The sequence below is a fragment of the Photobacterium sp. AWH4_225 genome, from assembly GCF_056158405.1.
This window is the reverse complement of sequence record NZ_JBSWTF010000004.1, coordinates 546,263-566,986: the sequence shown is the minus strand read 5'-3', so window position 1 is coordinate 566,986 and position 20,724 is coordinate 546,263. Positions and strand designations below refer to the sequence as shown.

The 20,724-nt window shown below is 45.1% G+C and carries 15 protein-coding genes and 1 pseudogene; 12 read left to right on the top strand and 4 right to left on the bottom strand.

All coding sequences use genetic code 11. From position 1 onward, the window contains the following. Positions 1–36 precede the first annotated feature (36 nt). Complete coding sequence (locus ACXAD4_RS19945) at positions 37–1,008, bottom strand: CHAD domain-containing protein (protein ID WP_475243645.1); 972 nt, start codon at positions 1,006–1,008, stop codon at positions 37–39. Positions 1,009–1,294: 286 nt separating this feature from the next. On the opposite strand from ACXAD4_RS19945, the gene hppD reads away from it, so the two are divergent. The 3 genes from hppD (at position 1,295) to ACXAD4_RS19930 (ending at position 5,532) form a co-directional block, all read left to right on the top strand. After that, positions 1,295–2,365 carry a 4-hydroxyphenylpyruvate dioxygenase gene (gene hppD, locus ACXAD4_RS19940; protein WP_475245597.1) on the top strand — a complete coding sequence of 357 codons (1,071 nt, stop codon included), beginning with the start codon at positions 1,295–1,297 and terminating at the stop codon, positions 2,363–2,365. Between the two features lie 222 nt (positions 2,366–2,587). Continuing rightward, positions 2,588–4,075 carry a PTS transporter subunit EIIC gene (locus ACXAD4_RS19935; RefSeq protein ID WP_475243644.1) on the top strand — a complete coding sequence of 496 codons (1,488 nt, stop codon included), beginning with the start codon at positions 2,588–2,590 and terminating at the stop codon, positions 4,073–4,075. Beyond that, positions 4,075–5,532: a glycoside hydrolase family 32 protein gene (locus ACXAD4_RS19930; protein WP_475243643.1), complete on the top strand. Its 1,458-nt coding sequence runs from the start codon at positions 4,075–4,077 to the stop codon at positions 5,530–5,532. The genes ACXAD4_RS19935 and ACXAD4_RS19930 overlap by 1 nt, the downstream gene beginning before the upstream one ends. A gap of 121 nt (positions 5,533–5,653) precedes the next feature. On the opposite strand, the gene ACXAD4_RS19925 is transcribed toward ACXAD4_RS19930, so the two are convergent. Continuing rightward, on the bottom strand, positions 5,654–6,385 hold the full coding sequence (locus ACXAD4_RS19925) for a GntR family transcriptional regulator (protein ID WP_475243642.1): 732 nt from the start codon (positions 6,383–6,385) through the stop codon (positions 5,654–5,656). Between the two features lie 567 nt (positions 6,386–6,952). On the opposite strand from ACXAD4_RS19925, the gene ACXAD4_RS19920 reads away from it, so the two are divergent. From ACXAD4_RS19920 to ACXAD4_RS19890, 7 genes and pseudogenes are all read left to right on the top strand, one after another. Continuing rightward, positions 6,953–8,920, top strand: a complete 1,968-nt coding sequence (locus ACXAD4_RS19920) for a PTS mannitol transporter subunit IICBA (RefSeq protein WP_475243640.1) — start codon at positions 6,953–6,955, stop codon at positions 8,918–8,920. A gap of 98 nt (positions 8,921–9,018) precedes the next feature. Continuing rightward, a complete protein-coding gene (locus tag ACXAD4_RS19915; protein WP_475243639.1) occupies positions 9,019–10,164 on the top strand; it encodes a mannitol-1-phosphate 5-dehydrogenase in 1,146 nt (381 codons plus the stop codon). A gap of 83 nt (positions 10,165–10,247) precedes the next feature. Continuing rightward, positions 10,248–10,604 carry a hypothetical protein gene (locus ACXAD4_RS19910; RefSeq protein ID WP_475243638.1) on the top strand — a complete coding sequence of 119 codons (357 nt, stop codon included), beginning with the start codon at positions 10,248–10,250 and terminating at the stop codon, positions 10,602–10,604. Positions 10,605–10,715: 111 nt separating this feature from the next. Beyond that, positions 10,716–11,774 (top strand): annotated as a pseudogene (locus tag ACXAD4_RS19905) (PTS mannitol transporter subunit IICBA); the annotation flags it as partial. A gap of 98 nt (positions 11,775–11,872) precedes the next feature. Then, positions 11,873–12,403 (top strand): MltR family transcriptional regulator, encoded by a 531-nt coding sequence (locus ACXAD4_RS19900; RefSeq protein WP_475243636.1) that lies wholly within the window; start codon positions 11,873–11,875, stop codon positions 12,401–12,403. Positions 12,404–12,509: 106 nt separating this feature from the next. Then, entirely contained in the window at positions 12,510–13,526 is a 1,017-nt protein-coding gene (locus ACXAD4_RS19895) for a LacI family DNA-binding transcriptional regulator (RefSeq protein ID WP_475243635.1), read from the top strand. Between the two features lie 413 nt (positions 13,527–13,939). After that, complete coding sequence (locus ACXAD4_RS19890; RefSeq protein WP_475243634.1) at positions 13,940–15,088, top strand: carbohydrate porin; 1,149 nt, start codon at positions 13,940–13,942, stop codon at positions 15,086–15,088. Positions 15,089–15,225: 137 nt separating this feature from the next. Here the strand turns inward: ACXAD4_RS19890 and ACXAD4_RS19885 are convergent, their stop codons facing one another. Beyond that, positions 15,226–16,482: a maltoporin gene (locus ACXAD4_RS19885; RefSeq protein WP_475243633.1), complete on the bottom strand. Its 1,257-nt coding sequence runs from the start codon at positions 16,480–16,482 to the stop codon at positions 15,226–15,228. Positions 16,483–16,653: 171 nt separating this feature from the next. Further along, complete coding sequence (locus ACXAD4_RS19880) at positions 16,654–17,553, bottom strand: LysR family transcriptional regulator (protein WP_475243631.1); 900 nt, start codon at positions 17,551–17,553, stop codon at positions 16,654–16,656. A 261-nt stretch (positions 17,554–17,814) separates the two neighbouring features. Here ACXAD4_RS19880 and ACXAD4_RS19875 point away from each other — a divergent pair, with 261 nt between their 5' ends. Together ACXAD4_RS19875 and ACXAD4_RS19870 are read left to right on the top strand one after the other, a co-directional pair. Beyond that, positions 17,815–19,458, top strand: coding sequence for a glycoside hydrolase family 13 protein (locus ACXAD4_RS19875; protein ID WP_475245596.1), 1,644 nt, complete (start codon positions 17,815–17,817; stop codon positions 19,456–19,458). 140 nt (positions 19,459–19,598) lie between these two features. After that, positions 19,599–20,678, top strand: a complete 1,080-nt coding sequence (locus tag ACXAD4_RS19870; RefSeq protein WP_475243630.1) for a tyrosine-protein phosphatase — start codon at positions 19,599–19,601, stop codon at positions 20,676–20,678. The last annotated feature ends 46 nt before the right edge of the window (positions 20,679–20,724 follow it).

Sequence of the window (20,724 nt, the reverse complement as noted above, 5' to 3'; positions counted from 1 at the left end):
CCATGCAAGAGTGTGGGCTTGTTTTAGTGAATAGGCTCAATCAGATGGTTCTTGATAGAGGGTGTAGTAGAGGTCTAGGTTTTTAGGCTGCCTGAACTGAATGAGTTGCTCCACGGTCAACTCTTTCGCTTTCAAATGGTAATCCCCGTAGATATCAATCAACTCTTCAATGGCCTGGTAACGGCCGCTTTTCTTCTTTTGCTCAGTTAGGTAGTGCTTGAAAAACTCTAATTGGACAGAAGAATCATTGAAGCTTCCAAGTTTATCCTGCAGTACTTTTAGCTGTGCGATTTGTTTTTTGGTATCACTGCTTGATAGCAACGGAGTGAAGTATTCAAGTAAATAGCGAAATTTCTTACAGTCGATTCTAAGCTGGTGAATGATGGCATCATCAGTATTGCCATCAATATTGTGGCACTGGCTTTCTATCTGTTTGAATTGATGCCATAACATGCTGTGAGCCGTGGCTTTGCTCTCTAATTGCCCCTCTGATGTCGGGTTATCACGCATACTCTCAAGCTGGATTAGTACTTGTTTACAAGCCGATTTATATTCACCAGACTTTAACCACCCTTTGAGTATCTTGAGTGACTTCCTGCGTTGTGACTGAATATCGTCAAAGAAACGGATCAAGCCTTTATGGTGTTGATGCTCAAGCAGGGAAAAGTATTGCTCCATATTGATGAGGAACACATCGAGATCACGCATTAGGTTGGTGTGCTGCATGAGTTGTCTTAGTGTGTCTTTTAAAATGTCTTTTTCTTTGCTGCGGAAGAGAGGCTTCAGTAGGGTGATCAAAGCACGGCTTCTTCTTAGGGCTACGCGGTATTGGTGGATAAACTCCTCGTGGTCATCGCGGATGATACCCAGTTCGTGCCTTCTAGCGTGATCAAATTCGTTGACGAGAAAATGGTAGGTGGGGAGGTAAATCTCTACATCCGGTGTCAGCAGAACCGCTGGTTTTTTGCGTTTTGGTAGCTTTAGCTGGTCCCGCTTAGTGACTGACATACTACAATTGCCTCCTTCATACCTCCTCAATTAACTTTAGTGGGTAAATTTTCTTTTTGGTGATGAGAAAGTGAAAATCTCACTGATCAATAAGAAGAAAATGATTTTTGTGATAGCTCACTCAATAGTTGCTCTAAGTGTATGTATCAAATTGTCAATATGGGTTTACGTTGCGTGTTTACATTTTTGCAACATGGTTTGCAGCACGAATTTCTCATCCAAACAAAGAACTGCTAATTCTTAAGGTAAGGTCAATTGACCGCATTTTTAGTGGCAGAGAAGGATGATGAAGATGATTGAAAACCCACTAGGGACGGACGGCTTTGAGTTTGTGGAATACACCGCCCCAACACCTGAAGGGATCGCAAACCTCAAACAACTCTTTCACGATATGGGGTTTGCAGAAATCGCCAAACACAAGCACAAGTCAGTTTGGTTATACCGCCAAGGAGATGTCAATTTTATCGTCAATGGGGAGCTACACTCTCAGGCTTCTGGATTTGCTGGCGTACATGGTGCCAGCGTAAACGCAATGGCCTTTCGGGTCGCCGATTCAGCCAAGGCACTGGCTTATGCTGTCGAGAAAGGGGCTACGGCTTGTCCGCCACAAGCGGGGCCGATGGAGCTCAATATTCCTGCTATCTATGGTATCGGTGAATCACTGATTTACCTCGTTGATCGATATGGTGACAGTAATATCTATGATATCGACTTCGATTTTTATCCTGACTATCAAGTGCGGATGAAAGAGCTTGATGCTGGCTTACACGTTATTGATCACCTGACTCACAACGTGAAGCAGGGCAATATGGATTTATGGGCCAGCTTCTATGAACGTATTGCTAACTTCAGGGAGATCAGGCACTTCGATATTAAAGGCAAAATGACAGGCTTGCTGTCTCGGGCGATGACAGCACCTTGTGGCAAGATCCGCATTCCGATCAATGAGTCCAGCGACGACAAATCGCAGATTGCTGAGTACCTCGATCAATACAATGGTGAAGGGATTCAGCATATCGCCATGAGCACCGATGATATTTTTGCCACCGTATCGAAATTAAAGTCAGGTGGGTTGATCTTCATGGACACGCCTAATACCTATTATGAAGGGATCAACAAGCGTGTCCCCGGCCATCACGAAAATGTCGCCAAACTCCAAGATCTGAAGATCCTGATCGATGGTGATGAGACCGGCATATTACTTCAGATTTTCACTGACACCGTTATCGGCCCCGTGTTTTTCGAAATCATCCAACGCAAAGGTAATGAAGGATTCGGTGAAGGTAACTTCCAGGCACTGTTCGAATCTATCGAGCTTGATCAGATCCGAAGGGGAGTACTCAAAGCTGATACTTAATTAACCTTCTTAATTCCGCACTATCCAGTTTGGCCAGTTTTCACTGGCCTTTTTTATTTCTGCAATATGTAAGGTGTTGACTATAGCGCTTACACTCTGGTGTACGAAGGTTCGAAAAGATGTGAGTTGCAGCACGTTATATAGACTAAATATACGAAAAGAATTCACCATGTATTACACCTGTATTACTGTATACATGTTTAATACAAGTTGGGATTGGTTATGGCAAACTACAGCAAGATTGCGGATCAGCTTATTCAGGTGATCGGCGAAGACAACATCGAGTCGATTGCCCATTGTGCGACACGACTACGGATCATCGTTAAAAATAAAGATCTTATCGATGACAAGAAAATTTCTGATATTGATCTGGTGAAAGGGCAGTTCTTCACGTCGGGTCAGTATCAGGTGATCTTTGGCACAGGTATCGTCAACAAGGTTTATGACCAGTTGGCCGACAAAGGCTTTGCAGCAAAATCGGCTAGCGAAGTAAAACAGGAAGCGATTCAGCGAGAGCCTGCACACAAACGTGCGATGCGTTTTTTCTCAGATGTTTTTGTGCCGCTCCTGCCTGCCATTATTGCGACCGGTGTGGGTTTGGGCTTGAAGTCAGTTCTGCTCAACCCAGCCATTTTGGCTATGATGGGGCTGTCTCCTGATAGTGTGCCGCAGCCTCTGACTGCATTTTTGGCCGCAGTAACTGAAACTGCCTTTGTATTCTTACCCGCTTTGGTTTGTTGGTCGGCTTACCGAGTGGCTGGTGGATCTCCTTCCTTGGGTATTCTGCTGGGCTTGATGTTGATTTCCCCGGCTTTCCCTAATGCATGGGAAGTGGCGCTGAATCCAGATGTTAATGCCATCATGCTATTTGATGTGATTGCGTGGCAAGGTTACCAAGGTTCTGTGTTGCCTTCACTGGTTGTTGGTTTGATGGGCGCGAAAATCGAGAAGCGCTTGAATAAGGTAGTACCGGATGTATTACAGCTGATCCTTGTGCCTATCTTGTCAGTGTCTATCACTTTGTTCCTGGCATTGAGCGTACTTGGTCCTGCACTTCAGGTTGTAGAGCAGGGTATTGGTTTTGTATTGACGGGCCTTGCTGATATCCCATTTGGTATCGGTGGCTTTATCTATGGCCTGTTCCTGCAAGCGATTGTGGTTACCGGTATGCACCACATCATTACCATGTTTGAAGTTATGCTGGTTAGCCAGACCGGTATGAACCCAATTATTGCGCTAGGTATGCCTTCAATGGCGGCGCAAGGTGCAGCGGCTTTGGCACTAGCTTACCGTTCACGTAACAAGAAGATCCGTGCGGCGGGTATTCCAGCGGGTGCCACGGTTTACCTGGGTATTACAGAGCCGGCTATTTTCGGTATGAATCTTCGCTTCGGTATTCGTCCTTTCGTCGTGGCTTCGATTGTCGGTGGCTTCGGTGGTATGGCAGCGGCGCTACTTGAGCTGGCGGCTCAGGGCAATGGTATCAGTATGCTACCGGGCATCTTGTTCTACACCTATGATATGCACCAGTTCGTATCTTATGCTGCGCTGATGCTCATTACCTCTGTGGTTGCCTTCATTGCTGTTTGCTTGTGGGGTATTCCGAAGAAAATGCTGGAAGATTACCCTGCGGATGTTGAAAGTAAATCTTCTAGAAATAAGCCTTCAACAAAGAAGTCAGTAACAGAAAGTAATGTGGAAACAGCGTAATGATTGATAAGTCGAATCGATTCCGAGCGCTAGGGACAGCTAAACCCGGAGAACTAGAAAACCTACGCCAGCAGATGCTGGCGCAGGATACGGATTATCTGCCTGCTTACCACATTGCACCGAAAACAGGTCACTTGAATGATCCGAACGGTATGGTATTTGATGGTGAAATGTACCACCTGTTTTACCAGTGGTTCCCGTTTGGTCCGTTTCATGGCATGAAGCATTGGAAGTATCTCATCACCAAAGACTTCATCCACTTTGAAGAAGGGGATGTGCTGGCGCCAGAAAATGAGTTTGAAACACATGGGATCTATTCTGGCGGCGCAATCTGTATTGATGGTTTCATCTACTGCTTCTACAGCGGCAATGTGATGAATGAGGATGGTGAGACATTCTCCCAGAACCAGAATATTGCCAAGTACTCCACCGACGGTAAGCTACTTGATAGATGGAATATTGTGCCTGAAGCGCCTGCTGGGTATACCGGTAACTTCCGTGACCCAAGTCCATTTATCAACGATGAGGGCGATTTGATGTTCGTGGTGGGCGCCCAGCGTGAAGGTGAAAACGGCGCGACGCTACTGTATAAGATGACATCCTTGACCCAAGCGGAACTAGTGGGTGAAGTTAGCTACGGTGGTAAGTCGGATCTTGCCCAGCAAGCAGATGTATATATGCATGAGTGCCCGGATATCAGCCATTCCAATGGCAAAGATTTGTTTATCCTCTCGCCAATGGGTTTGAAGCCGCAGGCAGAGCGTTACAACAATATCTTCAGTACCCAACTGATGATTGGCCAATACCAGAAAGGTGAAATGCACGCCGAGCAGGTGATTGAGCTCGACAAAGGGTTTGATTTCTATGCCCCGCAAACTTTCACCGATAGTGAGCGTAACATCATGTTGGCTTGGTGCGGCAATGGTTCATTGAGCATTCCGACGGAGCTAATGGGTTGGAAATTCATGCTTACCATGCCGCGTGAGTTGGTGATGGAAGGCAGTAAACTGATACAGCGTCCATTGGTGGAGTTCGATCAACTCAAACAGCCGTTGGTTACTTTAGAGCAGCCTGGCTGCTATGACATTGACGGTAATCTCAGCCAATCTCACATTTTAGTTGATGGCATTGCTGACCAAGCATTTAGCCTTACTTTGTTTGAAGACGCTGAATACAAACTCATTCTGACACATCAAGATGGAAGCCTACTGCTTGATCGTAGCCAGACAGTTGAAACCGATGATATGAAGCGTTTTGGCTCTGAGCGGATAGTGAAGTTGGACAGCTTACAGCAGCTGGAAATTTTTATAGATAACTCAGTGATTGAGATTTTCATCAATGGTGGAGAAGAGGTGATGACATCCCGATTCTTTATCCCTAACCGGAGCCATAACTTGGCGTTTGCTGGTGCTGCACAAGTGAGCATTTCTGAAATGTCAGCTATTTCTTTGTACTAAGGTTTCCCTCGAGCCTTAGTATCTTAATAAAACGTTACCCGTGTTGGAGGGTAACGTTTTAGGCGCCCCTTCCATCTTTCGGGGCGCCTTTTCTTTATCTATTAATAGGCTGTTAGCGACATTACTCGTTATAAGCAACAAGCTCGAAATCGTACTCGCTGGTTTTGAAATAAACCGTTGAAAGCTCGAAGATCTGGCCGTCTTTAAGGTATGAGAGCGATTCGTTGATCAAAATAGGTGTCAAAGGATCAATGTCGAAATACCCTTGAATACGTTTTTCTGGCAATGCGGGCTTTAGCTTTTGGGTGATCTGGCCAATGCTGTAGCCTTTGGCTTCTAGGTAAGCGAACTTGGAGCCTGCCATATCTTGCTCGGTCATTTCAGGGAGGTAACTGACCGGGATATAAAAGGTTTCGAAAGACGCGACACGGTTGTCTAATAGGCGTTGACGGGAGCAGCAGTAGACTGGGCTGTTTTCTGCGATCTGTAGTTTCTGGGCAACTGCAGCAGACGCATCAATAATGGCGAAATCAATCACTTTATTACTGACTTTCTGGCCGCCTAACTGGCTTTCTTCTGTTAAACCCACCACATTGACAAAGCTGTGCTTGAGTTTCTGCTGGGCAATAAAAGTCCCTTTACCTTTTTCGCTGTATGTCAGCCCTTCATCATTCAGTATCTGAATTGCTTTTCGAACAGTTACGCGGCTGACATTGAAATCTTCCACCAGTTGCTTTTCTGAAGGCAATATCGAACCCGGCTTGAAGTTACCGCGTTCAATTTCTTGTTTAATAAAGTCTGCAATTTGCACATAGAGCGGCAGTGATTGTTTCTGCGCAATGTAATTCGTCATCATCCCTCCTGGTGAACCCCCAAATTATACCTGACAGATAAAGGGATATCAGCTAGCGAGACTACCCCTTTTGTGGTGGGAAATCAGGTGTGTTTTATGTTTATAAGCAAGTGGTTAGATATGGCTTTTCGCTTGCTTCAACTGAAAGTGAGTTACAAAACGTAACACTGGAACGGCTGACAAGTTGAAGGGGGCTGGTATTGGCTGTGTGAATGTGATCTGCATCACCATCAAGGTCGACTTAATAGAGCTAAATTGCTCTTTATGTGATCGTGATCACCAACTGATTAACAAGCGTCCTGACTGGTTCTGTGATGTTGATCGTTTGTTTTTTATTGACAAATTGATTTGGGCTTATTTGTAGAAAAGTTTCATTACAGTTTTGCAATAAAGATCACGAAGAAAAAGGTTGGGAGGGGGATTTCGGGGATGTGGCTCACAAAAAACCCGTCATCAGATCGGTTTAAAAATTCTGTGTTAGATTAATTGGGTACTAAGCAATTGGACGGTTTTGGCGAACCGTACCTAACACAAAATCTATAACTGAACATCAGACGGGGAATCGATATGATATCACCAGATGCAAAGATCAAGATACAAAATTTTGGTCGTTTCTTATCTAACATGGTGATGCCTAACATTGGCGCATTCATCGCGTGGGGCTTCATCACTGCACTTTTCATTCCAACGGGTTGGTTCCCGAATGAAGAACTAGCTAAGTTGGTTGGTCCAATGATTACTTACTTGCTGCCGCTACTCATCGGTTATACCGGTGGTAAATTGGTAGGTGGTGATCGCGGTGCCGTAGTCGGTGCCATTACAACCATCGGTGTGATCGTCGGTACCGATATCCCGATGTTCATGGGTGCCATGATGGTGGGACCGCTGGGTGGCTGGGCAATCAAGCGTTTTGACCGCTGGGTTGATGGCAAAGTGAAGAGCGGTTTCGAGATGTTGGTTAACAACTTCTCTGCCGGTATCGTTGGTATGCTATGTGCTATCCTTGCCTTCTACATGATTGGTCCATTCGTGAAGGTATTGTCATCAGCCTTGGCTGGTGGGGTAAACATGCTGGTGAGCGCAGGCCTGCTTCCTCTGACGTCAATTTTTGTCGAGCCAGCGAAGATCCTGTTCCTCAACAATGCAATTAACCACGGCATCTTCTCTCCTCTGGGTATCCAGCAGGCAAACGAGATGGGTCAGTCAATCTTCTTCCTGATTGAAGCTAACCCAGGTCCTGGCCTAGGCATCCTACTGGCTTACATGGTGTTCGGTCGCGGTACGGCTAAACAAACTGCTGGCGGTGCATCTATCATCCACTTCTTCGGTGGTATCCATGAGATTTACTTCCCGTACATCTTGATGAACCCACGTCTAATCCTTGCGGTTATCGCAGGTGGTATGGCGGGTGTGTTCACCCTAACAGTTTTCGATGCAGGCATTGTGTCTCCAGCATCTCCGGGTTCAATCTTCGCAATCTTGCTGATGACACCTAAAGCATCATTTGTCGGGGTAATCCTTTCTGTTATCGCTGCAACGTCCGTCTCTTTCTGTGTTGCTGCGCTACTGATGAAAACGCAGAAAGTGACAGATGAAGAAGGCGACGACCTTGCAGAAGCAACGAGCAAGATGAAAGGCATGAAAGCTTCTTCAAAAGGGTCTAAAGGTTCTCCAGCAACAGTTCTTGCTCAATCAGAATTCAATCTAGCCAATGTGCGCAACATCATCGTCGCTTGTGATGCCGGTATGGGCTCCAGTGCGATGGGTGCCAGCCTGCTTCGTAAGAAAGTTCAGGAAGCGGGCCTAAATATCAGTGTGACCAACTGTGCTATCAATAGCTTGCCGCAAGAGGTGGATATCGTGATTACTCATAAAGATTTAACTGACCGTGCACGTAAGCACGCCGCTAATGCCCAGCACCTTTCGCTAACTAACTTCCTTGATAGCCAGGTGTACAACGACCTCGTAACCAGCATTGTAGCTGCAGGCAGCCCAGAAGCGGCTAACGATGATGAGATGGTAAATGGCGAGATGGTAAAAGTGTCTCCAATTGCCGCCAACGATGACAGCTTTGAAGAGCAACCAGCACAGGTATTCCAGATTCAAGCTGAGAATATCCACCTTGGCCTGAAAGCGAACAGTAAAGAAGAAGCAATCCGTTACGCTGGTGAGCAGCTAGTGAAGCTTGGTTACGCACAAGACGAATATGTAGATGCCATGTTCGAGCGTGAAAAACTGGTTCCAACTTACTTGGGCGAGTCAATTGCAGTACCTCACGGTACCGTGGAAGCCAAAGATAAGGTAATGAAAACCGGCATCATTATCTGCCAATACCAAGATGGTGTGCAGTTTACAGAAGACGAGGACGATGTAGCGAAACTAGTAATCGGTATCGCAGCCAAAAATGATGAACACATTCAGGTAATTACTACCATCACCAATGCACTTGATGATCCAGAGGCGATTGAGCGCTTGACCACGACCAGTGATGTCAACGAAGTGCTAGAAATCCTAGCCGGTGAGAAAGCCGCTTAATCAACACAATCATTGAGTAACATTGAGGCCGGTGTTCCCCCTCCGGCCTCACCCCTCTAGCGCGTTAATAGAGAACACATTTTTAGGTAGGAATTATTATGAAAGCAGTACATTTTGGTGCAGGTAACATCGGTCGTGGTTTTATTGGTAAATTGCTAGCAGACGCTAATGTAGCCGTGACGTTTGCCGACGTTGATGAGCCGTTGGTTGACCAGCTAAGCCATGACCAGTCATACAAGGTCAAAGTGGTCGGTAGCGAATGTAAAATTGATACGGTTACTCACGTAACAGCCGTTAACTCAGCAAGCCAGGACGTGATTGATCAGATTATTCACACAGATATGGTGACCACAGCCGTTGGTCCTAACGTGCTGGATATCATTGCAAAAACTATTGCCACTGGTCTAACCCACCGTTTCGAGGCGGGTAACAACAAACCACTAAACATCATTGCTTGTGAAAACATGGTACGTGGTACGACTCACCTGAAAGAAGAAGTCTACAAGCACCTCAATAGCATTTACCACAGCCAGGCTGATGAGTTGGTAGGCTTTGTTGATTCAGCAGTTGACCGCATCGTACCTCCTTCGGAAGCCGCTAATGATGATCCATTGGAAGTCACAGTAGAAAGCTTTAGCGAATGGATTGTCGATAAACAGCAGTTCAAAGGTGATATCCCTGCTATTGAAGGCATGGAAACAACCGATAACCTGATGGCCTTTGTAGAGCGTAAGCTGTTTACTCTCAATACTGGTCATATTGTTACTGCTTATCTTGGTGCCTTAAAAGGTCACGAGACTGTTCGCGATGCGATTGAAGACCAAGAAATCTATGATCAAGTTAAAGCTGCTATGCAGGAAAGTGGTGAGGTGCTGATCCGCCGTTATGGTTTTGATCGTGATATGCACAATGCCTACATCGATAAGATCCTAAGCCGCTTTGCCAACCCATATCTACGTGATGAAATCGACCGTGTAGGCCGTCAGCCAATCCGTAAGCTAGGTGTAAATGATCGTCTGATCAAGCCGCTGCTAGGTACCATGGAGTACGGTGTTGACAACGGTATGCTGCTAAAAGGTATTGCAGCAGCATTCAAATACACTAACGACACAGATCCACAAGCGATTGAGCTGCAAACGTCGCTGAAAGAAATCGGTTTGCGTCCGACACTGGCGAAATACACCGGCCTTGATGCGGAAGGTGAAGAAGCGAAACAGATTGAAGCGCTGTATCAGGCACTTTAAGTCTTACTAAATTAAAGGGGCGCAATAGCGCCTCTTTTTTGTCATGAAATGATAAATCTCGAAGTAGAAAGTGGGGTAGAGTCATGAACCCGATCAAGAATAAATTCCGAGTGGGCGATATGGTTATCGTTAACTGTGGCATGGTAGATCCTGATTTTGGCCAAGAGATCTCCGGTTGGATTGGTACGATTGAAAGCTGCCATTTTATTGAAGATGAAGGCTATATCTACAAACTACGCTGGAGTGATGAAACACTGAGAGCCAACAGTGTGTTAAGGGTATCCTGCCAAGAGTTGGGGTTAGAGTTTGAAACCATGCAGTTATTTGAAAACGAGCTTTCCCTTCACTCATCGGCACGTGCTAAGCACTTTGTTCAGCAATGCCTCGCCTTACCGAGGCGTGAGCGGGCGTTTTCCTATGCCGGATTTGCATTTTGTTAAGTCAAAATTGGTAATTTAAGTGGTTGAAAACAATACTGTGAAATAAGCAATTGTGTGGTTTAGCTCGACTTGGGTATAGTGGTTAAAGAAAGAAAAATGATGGGATGATTTATGCTTTCACCAACAACAAAAATAAAAATACACAGCTTCGGCCGCTTTCTTACCAATATGGTTTTGCCAAATATCGGTGCATTTATCGCGTGGGGCTTTTTAACCGCTTTATTTATTCCGACCGGTTGGTGGCCCAACGAGGCCATAGCCCAACTTGTCGAGCCAATGATTATCTACTTATTGCCCCTGCTTATCGGCTATTCAGGCGGTAAACTTATTGGTGGTGAGCGGGGCGCAGTCGTCGGTGCTGTCACCACCATGGGGGCTATTGTCGGCACGGATATTCCAATGTTTATGGGAGCGATGATCTTAGGGCCGATGGGCGGTTGGATCATTAAAAAGTTCGATCAGATCGTTGAGGGCAAGGTAAAAAGTGGCTTTGAGATGCTGGTAAACAATTTCTCCTCCGGCCTTATAGGTATGGTGTGTGCCATTATCGCCTTCTTTATGATTGGACCAGCTGTCAAAATCATTGCGGTTGCCTTGGCAACAGGGGTGAATGCCATGATAGATATTGGCTTGTTGCCTCTGACTTCTATATTCGTAGAACCGGCCAAAGTGCTGTTTTTAAACAATGCCGTTAATCATGGTATTTTCTCGCCGCTGGGGGTACAGCAGGTACGAGAAGCCGGAGATTCAATCTTCTTCCTGATTGAGGCAAACCCAGGCCCAGGACTTGGCATTTTACTGGCTTATATGGTGTTTGGTCAGGGGATGGCGAAGCAAACCGCAGGCGGTGCCTCGATCATTCATTTCTTTGGCGGTATCCATGAAATTTACTTCCCGTATATTTTGATGAAGCCAAGGCTGATCCTTGCTGCCATTGCTGGCGGTATGACTGGGGTCTTCGTACTGTCTTTCTTTGATGCGGGAATGGTGTCGCCAGCTTCACCTGGCTCAATCTTTGCGATTTTACTGTTAACACCTAAGTCGTCACTGCTTGGCGTTGTATTGTCCATTGTTTCAGCAACACTAGTGTCCTTTGCTGTGGCTGGTATTTTGTTGAAAACAGAGCCGAAAGCGGATGAGAAGTACGAAAAAACGGCAAGCAAGGCATCATAAAGTGAAATTATGCCAGTCGTGATGATACAATCACTTTTATAACAACAGGTTAAGGAGGCTAAGTGCTATCCTTTTGTTACAGAGATACCTAATTTATGGCACATAGTGACCAAGAATCTGACATTTTAGAGCGTCTTAATGATGCCCCGACGGTACGAGGTTTTTTTATTACCTCGGTTGAGGTGTTTGATGAGGCGGTTGAAAACCTAATCCAACGGATCTTCCGCAAAGATGACTTTGCCGTGAAGTCTGTTGTTGAACCTTTGCTAAGCCAGTCAGGACCGCTAGGGGAGCTCTCTGTTCGTCTCAAGTTATTGTTTGGCTTGGGTGTTGTTGAAGACAATGTGTACCACGACATCGAAGCAATTATAAAGCTGAGAGATTTCTTGAATAAAGAAGGTAAGGAATATAGCTTTACCGAACCCGCTATTCTCGATCCCATCAAACAGTTACATATGGTGCAAACCATGGGGGTTGTTTTGCTTGATGTCGCGCCGCCTGATGATGATACTGATATTACGTTTTATCAGATGCAACTTGCCCGGCAGGAGCAAGTGATAAAATCGGCCATGGCTCTGGCAGTTTCTGGCATTTGTGCCGAGCTAGACAAAGAAAGTCCTTTCTAAATCCTCGCTTTCCTGACCCTAACCCTAACTTTTAGCCTGTTTTGCTTTTCATTTTTACGCACTCTACACATAATGAGAGGCAAGATGTAGCTAAAACGGGTTAGTTGTGGAAAAAAGAAAACGTATAACGATAGCCGATATTGCCAAACTGGCAGGGGTTTCCAAAACAACCGCAAGTATGGTGCTCAACGGAAGGGCATCGACTTTTCGGATCAAGGATGAGACGCGTGAGCGCGTTCTTGCAGTAGCAAAAGAGCAAAACTACTCGCCAAACGTTCATGCTAAGTCGCTGCAAGCTAAGCGTTCCGATGCCATCGGTTTGGTGATCCCGGATCTCACCAACTTTGGTTTTGCTTCGATTTCCCGCGAGCTCGAGCGTTTGTGCCGTGAGTCTGGGTTACAGTTGTTTATCGCCTGTTCAGAAGACAATCCAGATATAGAGCGGCAGGCTGTAGAAGGACTGGTAAAACGCCAAGTCGACGGGTTAATCATTGCTTCAAGCCAAACCGTAGATGATGATTACCAGGCATTAACAAAACAAATCCCTGTTCTGCAACTCGACCGACATATCGGTCAATCCACTTTGCCTATGGTGATCACCGACGCTGCCAAGGTAACGGCTGAATTAATTTGCAAAACGGCTGAGTCGGTCGATGAGTTTTATTATTTCGGTGGTCAGCTGGAATTATCCCCGAGCCGACACCGTATGGCTGGTTTCAAGTTGGGTCTGAATCGAGCAGGGTTGGAGCTAGATGAGCGTTGGATCAGGCACCGTGATTACCAAACTGAATCTGGCTACATTTTGATGGAGCAGCTTCATCAAGAACTAGGCAGGCTTCCAAAGGCATTGTTTACTGCATCGTATACTTTGCTTGAAGGGGTACTTCGATACCTTAATGAACATAACCTGCTAAATGCATTGCTAAACAAGGAAATGCGTCTGGTCACTTTCGATAACCATGACCTTCTTGATTGTCTTCCATTGAACATCGACTCGATAGCGCAAAATAGTGAAGAGTTAGCAAGACGCAGCTTTCAACTTATCCAGCTACTGATGTCTAGCCAAAAAGTCAGTTCAACTGCTTTTGCATTGGATGCCACCATTCGCTGGCGAAGCGAATAATTACTTTTCTTGATGAGTTTCTAGCCCCTGTTAATGACAAAGTTAGCAGGGGTAAAACGATAAACTTATTGGCTTTATCAATTTACTACAAATAATTTGAAATTAGTCACAGCATAATCGCTTTTTCGAAATAGCGAATAACGAATGCGTGCTAAACCCAGTAAACCAAATTGCTCCTCTCATACTGCTGAATATATCTTCCCTAACGAATTTCTTTGCTCACTGTAGAGCATTCGACCATTCCATGTGTGTTTACCGACATATAGCTTGATCACAAAAAAGCACCAAATTGTTTTGGTGATCACAAAGCTAAACGGTTTTAGCAAATATTTCTCGATCTGCTAAAACAGTTTAGCAATAATCGCAGCGAACACAATGATTAGCATATATAACAATTATCCGGAGTATCTTTTATGAAACGCAGTGGTCTATTCAAACTGTCCCTAGCTGCTTTAGCAGTAGCAACGTCTTTTACTGCAACTGCAGGGATCAGCATTGTTGATAATGAGCAGGGCAGCTTTTCTATTGGCGGTGATGTTGAGTTTGATTTTAACTACCAAGACAATGACCAAGCCGACACGCTGAATACCGAAAATAAAGATTCGAACTACAACCAAACAGGTCGTGTCCTGATTGAATTTGCCGGTGAGCGCAAAACAGAAAATGGCCACTACCTAGCAGTAAAGGCACAGCCTTTGATGGACTCAAATGGTGAAGTAAACCTTGATGATGCTTACTTCTCGTTTGGTAAGCAAGGTGGTTGGGACCTTCGTATGGGCCGCTTCGAAGCGTACGATATGTTCCCTGTTGGTCAGGATACATTCCTAGAATACTCAGGCGATACCGCCAATGATCTATACCGCGACGGTGCAGGTTATGTATACCAGATGAAGGAAGCACGAGGCCGTGCAACATCAGCAGGCCAGCTCATGTATAGCCAAACCTTTGATAACCTTTATGTTGAGCTAGCAAGTGTAATCGGTGAGCGTGCAGATTTGTTTGGTACAAACACCGAAGGTGATGGCGTAACTTACCACGGTCGTGAAGTCATTTCTAACAAGGATGCCATCGTAGTTCGTCCAGTTGTTGCTTACCAAATGGGTGACTTCCGTATTGCCGGTGCCATTGAAGCAAACCTTGTTAAAGATGCGGTAATTGATGATGCAGGTAATGATCTAAGCGACCGTATTGGCTACGGTATTACCGCGAATTACTCCATTAATGACCTATCTGTAAATGCCAACGTTGCATATCTTGATGCGCTAAATGAAAAAGATACCTCTGTAGGTCTTAACGTTCTATGGAAAGGCTTTGGCCTTGGCTACATCTATGGTGTGAATGACTTCGATGCAAAATCTGATTTCTACGACGGCAAAGTGAAGATTGATACTTTCTACGCATCTTATGAGTTTGCAAACGTGCTGGACGTAGAAGACTTTTCAATCTATCTAGGTGCTTTCCACACTAGCTTGAATGAAGAAGGTAAGCGCTTGAATGAAGGTGCAATGTTCAGTGAGCTAGACGACAAAGGTGCTCGTGTACGCTTCAAGTACTTCTTCTAAGCTAAACGTCTCTTAAATACTGTTATCTTTTGTTCTTTTCAGTCCTTTTTGGCAACAGCTTGTGCTGTTGCCCTTTGTTATCGGGAAGTGGGTTTCACTTCCCGTTTTTTATTTGGTCTAGGGTGATTGAAAAGCGCTTACCACCAAGCTTCGAACTGAACACCGACGTTAAACTCAGAGTCTACGGTAGAGACCACATTGTTGTCGTCGATACTGTCGATGTTAGAGAAATAGGTACCGTATAAGCGGATTTCAGGACGGGCAAAGAAATCTTCACCAGCATTCCAAGCCTGGGCAATGGTGACTTTCTGGCCAGAAAGATCTTTGCCACTGGTATCCTGGTTGTTGAAGTAACCTGCTTCAAAAATGGTTTTGTGGTGTTTGTCCCAGCTGTAGACAGGACGTACCACGGCAGAAAAGTAAGTCAGGTCATCATTTTGATTGGCCTCAATATCATCGATAGTCGCAGACCAGAGTAGTTGGTGACCAAGTTCAATGTTTTCGGTCAGATTGACCACCCCCCAGTTAATCAAACGGTATGCACTACCACCACTCTTGGTGTTGGCATGATAGGTCGTACCCGCGCCGAATGTTGCGAGTTCGGTGGCGTAACCTTCGGTGCCGTATTGAAGCACGGTTTTGTTAAAACCACTGTCTAGGTTTTGGGTGATCTGTGCAGTTGCCATCACGCCGTCTTTGCTGTCTTTCGCTTCTTGCGGGGCATCATCAGAAGGGTTGGTGATAGCGTAGTTGATACCCAGTTCCAAGTCCGCATTGTTCCACAGTTCAATACCGGCATAACGCATGTCAATAACATTGACGTTAAGCCCCTCACCGCGGTTACCTGTGTCAGTTATATCGTTATCGTCGTTACGAATAACCGCAAATGAAAAGCGGCCATCACCTAGGTCTAGATTCTCGATACCGGCACCTGCGCCAGAAGTGTTCCAGTAGTAAAAATCGGTAATGTGAACATCATGGCGTTGGTAGTAGCGTTTACCAGCCCACAGTGTGGCTTCAGGGGCAAATTTTAAAATGCCAGTTGCCTGTACGTTTAACTGGCGGAAATCTATGAAGCCGTTTTCTTCGTCATCTTTGAGTGATTCAAAAATGTTAGAGCCATCACTGCCCACAGCCAGCATAGAATCAAAGTAAAAACGTGCACCCTCTTCGTTGTAGATCTCTTTGCCGAGACCAAACTCTGCAAACGTATCGGCTTCGTTACCCAGGCGGCCGAGTTGCTGTTTGTTAAATTCAACATTCTGACCATTGTCACCACTGATACCAACACCTGAGCGGGCATAACCGTGGAAGACAAAGCTGTCATCGGCAAATGCTGTTGGGGCAAGTAGAGACGCAGAAACAGCCAGCGCGGTAAGGTTCATTTTCATCATTTTTCATCCCTTTAATGGAAATGTATTGGTAATAAATATTGGAATTATTTTGTGGGAATGTTCCCATTTCTTGGTGGCAGATAATGGCAGGGAAGTGTGACTACGTAAATGGGAATGTTCCCATCGCGTGAGTCGGTTCACATTATCCTTACACCCCTGAAGATGGGGAAATTACGCGAAATCTAGTAAAATTTCTTTAATATCAGATATATGCGTTGGCAGGGATTCATTGAGATGGTAAATACCTACAATGCCTGTTTGCGGAGTTTGGGTCTCTGGCAGGGGTAAAATGTCAAATTGGGCAAAGTAGTCAGCCATACTTTTGGTGTAGGGCATGATGGCTTTGGAGCTGACAAGAAAATCGATGCTGGCACTGAGTGAATTTATTTCATAACTAATTCTTTCGTTTAGTTTTTTTCTCTCTTTTTCTTGCTGTTTTGGCTGCGGGTTTTCAATTAGGTGTTGGTAGTTGTCCTGATCAGGGGTGACTTGCAGTAAAGGGTAAATGTCATAGTCTTTTTCAATATCACTGGCAATGAGAAGAGGGTGGGAGCGATGAACAAATTGCGCTTCAGTATCTTGCAGAATAGGCGTGAATTTTACATTGCAGCGCCTGGAGAGTCCCTGAATTTCATGGCCAATAAAAAGGTCAATATGACCATGGATAAGCATGTCCATCAGCTTGAGGTGATTGCCAAACTCAAGCTGAATAGAAATACCAGGGTGCTGGCCGCAATAGGTATGAAGGGCATCTTTGACAAAGACTTCCCACCAGGCATCACCGGTTCCCATTTTGATCTTTTCGGTTTTTCGCGCTTTGAGATCGGCGAGCTTGTCCAGCATGGCGTCATGGCGTCGACTGAGGTCTTGGATTTGTTCTTGGAAAAGCTTGCCGTACTCGGTGAGTTCGACACCTTTAGAGCGGCGCGTGAACAGGGAAACGCCCAAGCTGCTCTCCAGTTTTTTCATGTTATTGGTCAGTGTCGGCTGGCTAAGGTGTAGTTGCTGTGCTGCCGAGCTGATATTGCCTAATTCGGCTATCGCGAGAAATTGGCGGTAGTGCTTGTCCATCGATAAAACCAGTGAAAATATCTTTGCAAGCAGTCTCACATTTTTTGAAATCCATCACAAAGAAAAAGGAATCTAACTTGTGATCTCTGTCGGCAATATTCTTAATGATATAGAAAAAAACTATATCACTAGTGTGGTGATGTATTTTTCATATTGAAAGCGGCGTCATAAGATATCGGCAACTTCGATTTCTTTCCTAGAAATCAACCTAGATTACAGTTGAGCTCCTTAAGGGCATTTTTTTGAGGTTTTGCCATGAACATGACGCCTAAATGGTGGCACGATGCCGTCGTATACCAAATCTATCCACGCAGTTTTTGCGACAGCAACAACGATGGTATGGGTGATCTGCAAGGTATTATCAGTAAACTGGATTATCTGAAAACTTTGGGCGTGAATGTCCTGTGGTTGTCACCGGTGTATAAATCACCAATGGATGACAATGGTTATGATATTTCTGATTATCAGGATATCGCACCAGAATTTGGCACCATGGAAGATATGGATCAGTTGCTGGCAGAAGCTAAGCAACGTGACATTCGCATTATCATGGATCTGGTTGTAAACCATACCTCTGATGAACATCCATGGTTTGTTGAAGCGCGTAAGTCGAAAGATAACCCATACCGTGATTACTATGTTTGGCGCCAACCTGCCGAAGACGGCGGTGTACCTGATGAAATGGGGTCAGTTTTTGGTGGTAGCGGTTGGGAATTCGACGAGCAAACCGGCGAGTACTTCCTGCATATTTTCTCCAAACGTCAGCCTGACTTGAACTGGGAGAACCCTAAGGTTCAAGAAGAAGTTCATAATATGATGAACTGGTGGATTGATAAGGGTATTGGTGGCTTCCGTTTGGACGTTATCGATCTTATTGGTAAGGAAATCGATAAGAAAATTACCGGCAACGGCCCACGCCTGCACCCGCTTATCCAACAGATGAACCGCGCCACTTTTGGTGATAAAGATCTTTTGACTGTGGGTGAAACTTGGGATGCGACACCTGAGATTGCCAAGCTGTACAGCGATCCTGCTCGCGAAGAGTTTTCCATGGTGTTCCAATTTGAGCACATTAGCTTGACGTGGAAACATGGGGATAAGTGGCAGCCAATCCCATTGGATCTCCCAACCTTCAAGAAGGTATTGACCAAATGGCAAGTAGAGTTAGCTGACGAAGGCTGGAACTCCTTGTTCTGGAATAACCATGATCTTCCTCGTGTGGTGTCGAAATATGGCTGTGATGGCCAGTACCGAGTTGAATCAGCAAAAATGCTGGCGACAACGCTACATATGATGAAAGGCACACCTTACATCTATCAAGGTGAAGAGATCGGTATGACTAATGTCGCCTTTGAGAGTATTGATGAATACCGTGATATCGAGACGCTGAACTTCTACAAAGAGCGTACCGAAAATGGTGTGGCACCAGAAACTATGTTGGCAGCGGTTCATGAGAACAGCCGTGATAACGGCCGTACCCCAATGCAGTGGAATGACAGTGTCAACGGTGGTTTCTCGTCAGTTGAGCCTTGGATCAAGTCGAACCCGAATTACCCTGAAGTGAATGTTAGTGCAGCACTGGATGACCAAAATTCCGTGTTCTATCACTACCAGAAGTTGATTGAGCTGCGTAAGTCGCTGCCTGTTATCGTCTACGGTGAGTTTGAGCCAGTGTTTGAAGAGCATGACAAGATTTTTGGCTACGTTCGTTCAGATGCAAATCAGCGTTTGTTTGTGCTCAACAACTTTACCGCAGAAGAGATCAGCGCTGATCTACCTGCGCATCTTCAGGCTCAGCAAGTTGAATGTGTGATTGCGAACTACGAGCATCATCAATCACTGCCAGCGACGATGACACTGAAACCGTATGAGTCATTTGCCGTACTGCTGCCAGAAAATCGTTAATATCCGTAACTGCAGTTAATTGTCAATTATTGTTGTTAGGCTTGGCTCTATTTCTTGGTTGAAGTAGAGCCTTTTTTATTTATAGCCTCAGGTTGTGCTTGCAAGCGTTGAGGTGAAAGATTTCAGATGGATGCAAAATTATGCATTATAAAGTCAAAGATAATCAGATTGTATTCACTGTTTCCTGTCAGAGTGAAAGTTTATATTTAAAAGGGACATTTACAAATTGGATGATTGATGAAGATTTCCGGTTTGAAAATAGCCCAGAGGGATGCCGCTTAATTAAACAACTTGATGATGTCAATAAAATAGGGAACTCCGGATTTATAGAATATGTCATATGGGACGATAATGCTCAAATTGCTATTGAAATAGATTTAGAGCAGGACGGGCATTATTTTAATAACCAGTGTAATGGTGGATTTAACCAACTTTTATTTTTACAACCTCCCAATCAAGAACGTTTAAAAGAGATTTCAGATGCCTCTCGACAATCTTTCCATATAAAAAACCAAATCAAGCAGTTTTGCACTGAGTCACAGTTAGCTAATTTTCGCGGTGTCACTGGCGGAAAGATAAAGCCAGATTGGATTTATCGTAGTTATCATCCGGTGGTAGCATCCAGGGAAAATCATCCTGAGCTAAAGCACATTGAGCCAGTTAGGCAGGCCAAGGTGCTTGCCCTGATGGAACAACATCAAATCGAAAATGTGATTAACCTGTCGGATACAAAAGACAAACTTAAACAATTGATGACTAAGCTCCCTGAGAGCTACTACAAGTACTGCTGGCAAAAAGGACGGGTGAATAGCATTCCAGTTTCGTACGAAACGGTTTATTTCATGTCGGACAGAAATAAACCGTTAAATGACGATGAGCTGGGTTTTGAGGATGGTATCCGTGGCTTGATAGAGACAATAGCCAATACGTCTGGGCCATATTTAGTTCATTGTCGGCTGGGTTCAGATCGAACTGGGGTGATTTGCGCCTTCCTTCAGCTGATGATGGGTGCCTCGAAACAGGATATCGCAGGCAATTACCTAGAGACGAACCAACTTGGTATTGGCGAATATCGGAGCTTTAGGTTGCTGGAAAGGGCGCTACAAGCTGCGGTGGGTGATGATTGTTTTGTCGATGGTGAAAAGAAGGTGCGGAAATACCTTCTAAGCTTGGGCTTGCCAATTTCAATGATTGAGAAAGTCAAAAAACATCTTTATTGAAGTTACGATAGAAGAAAATCAGCCCAACTGAATCGACTCAGTTGGG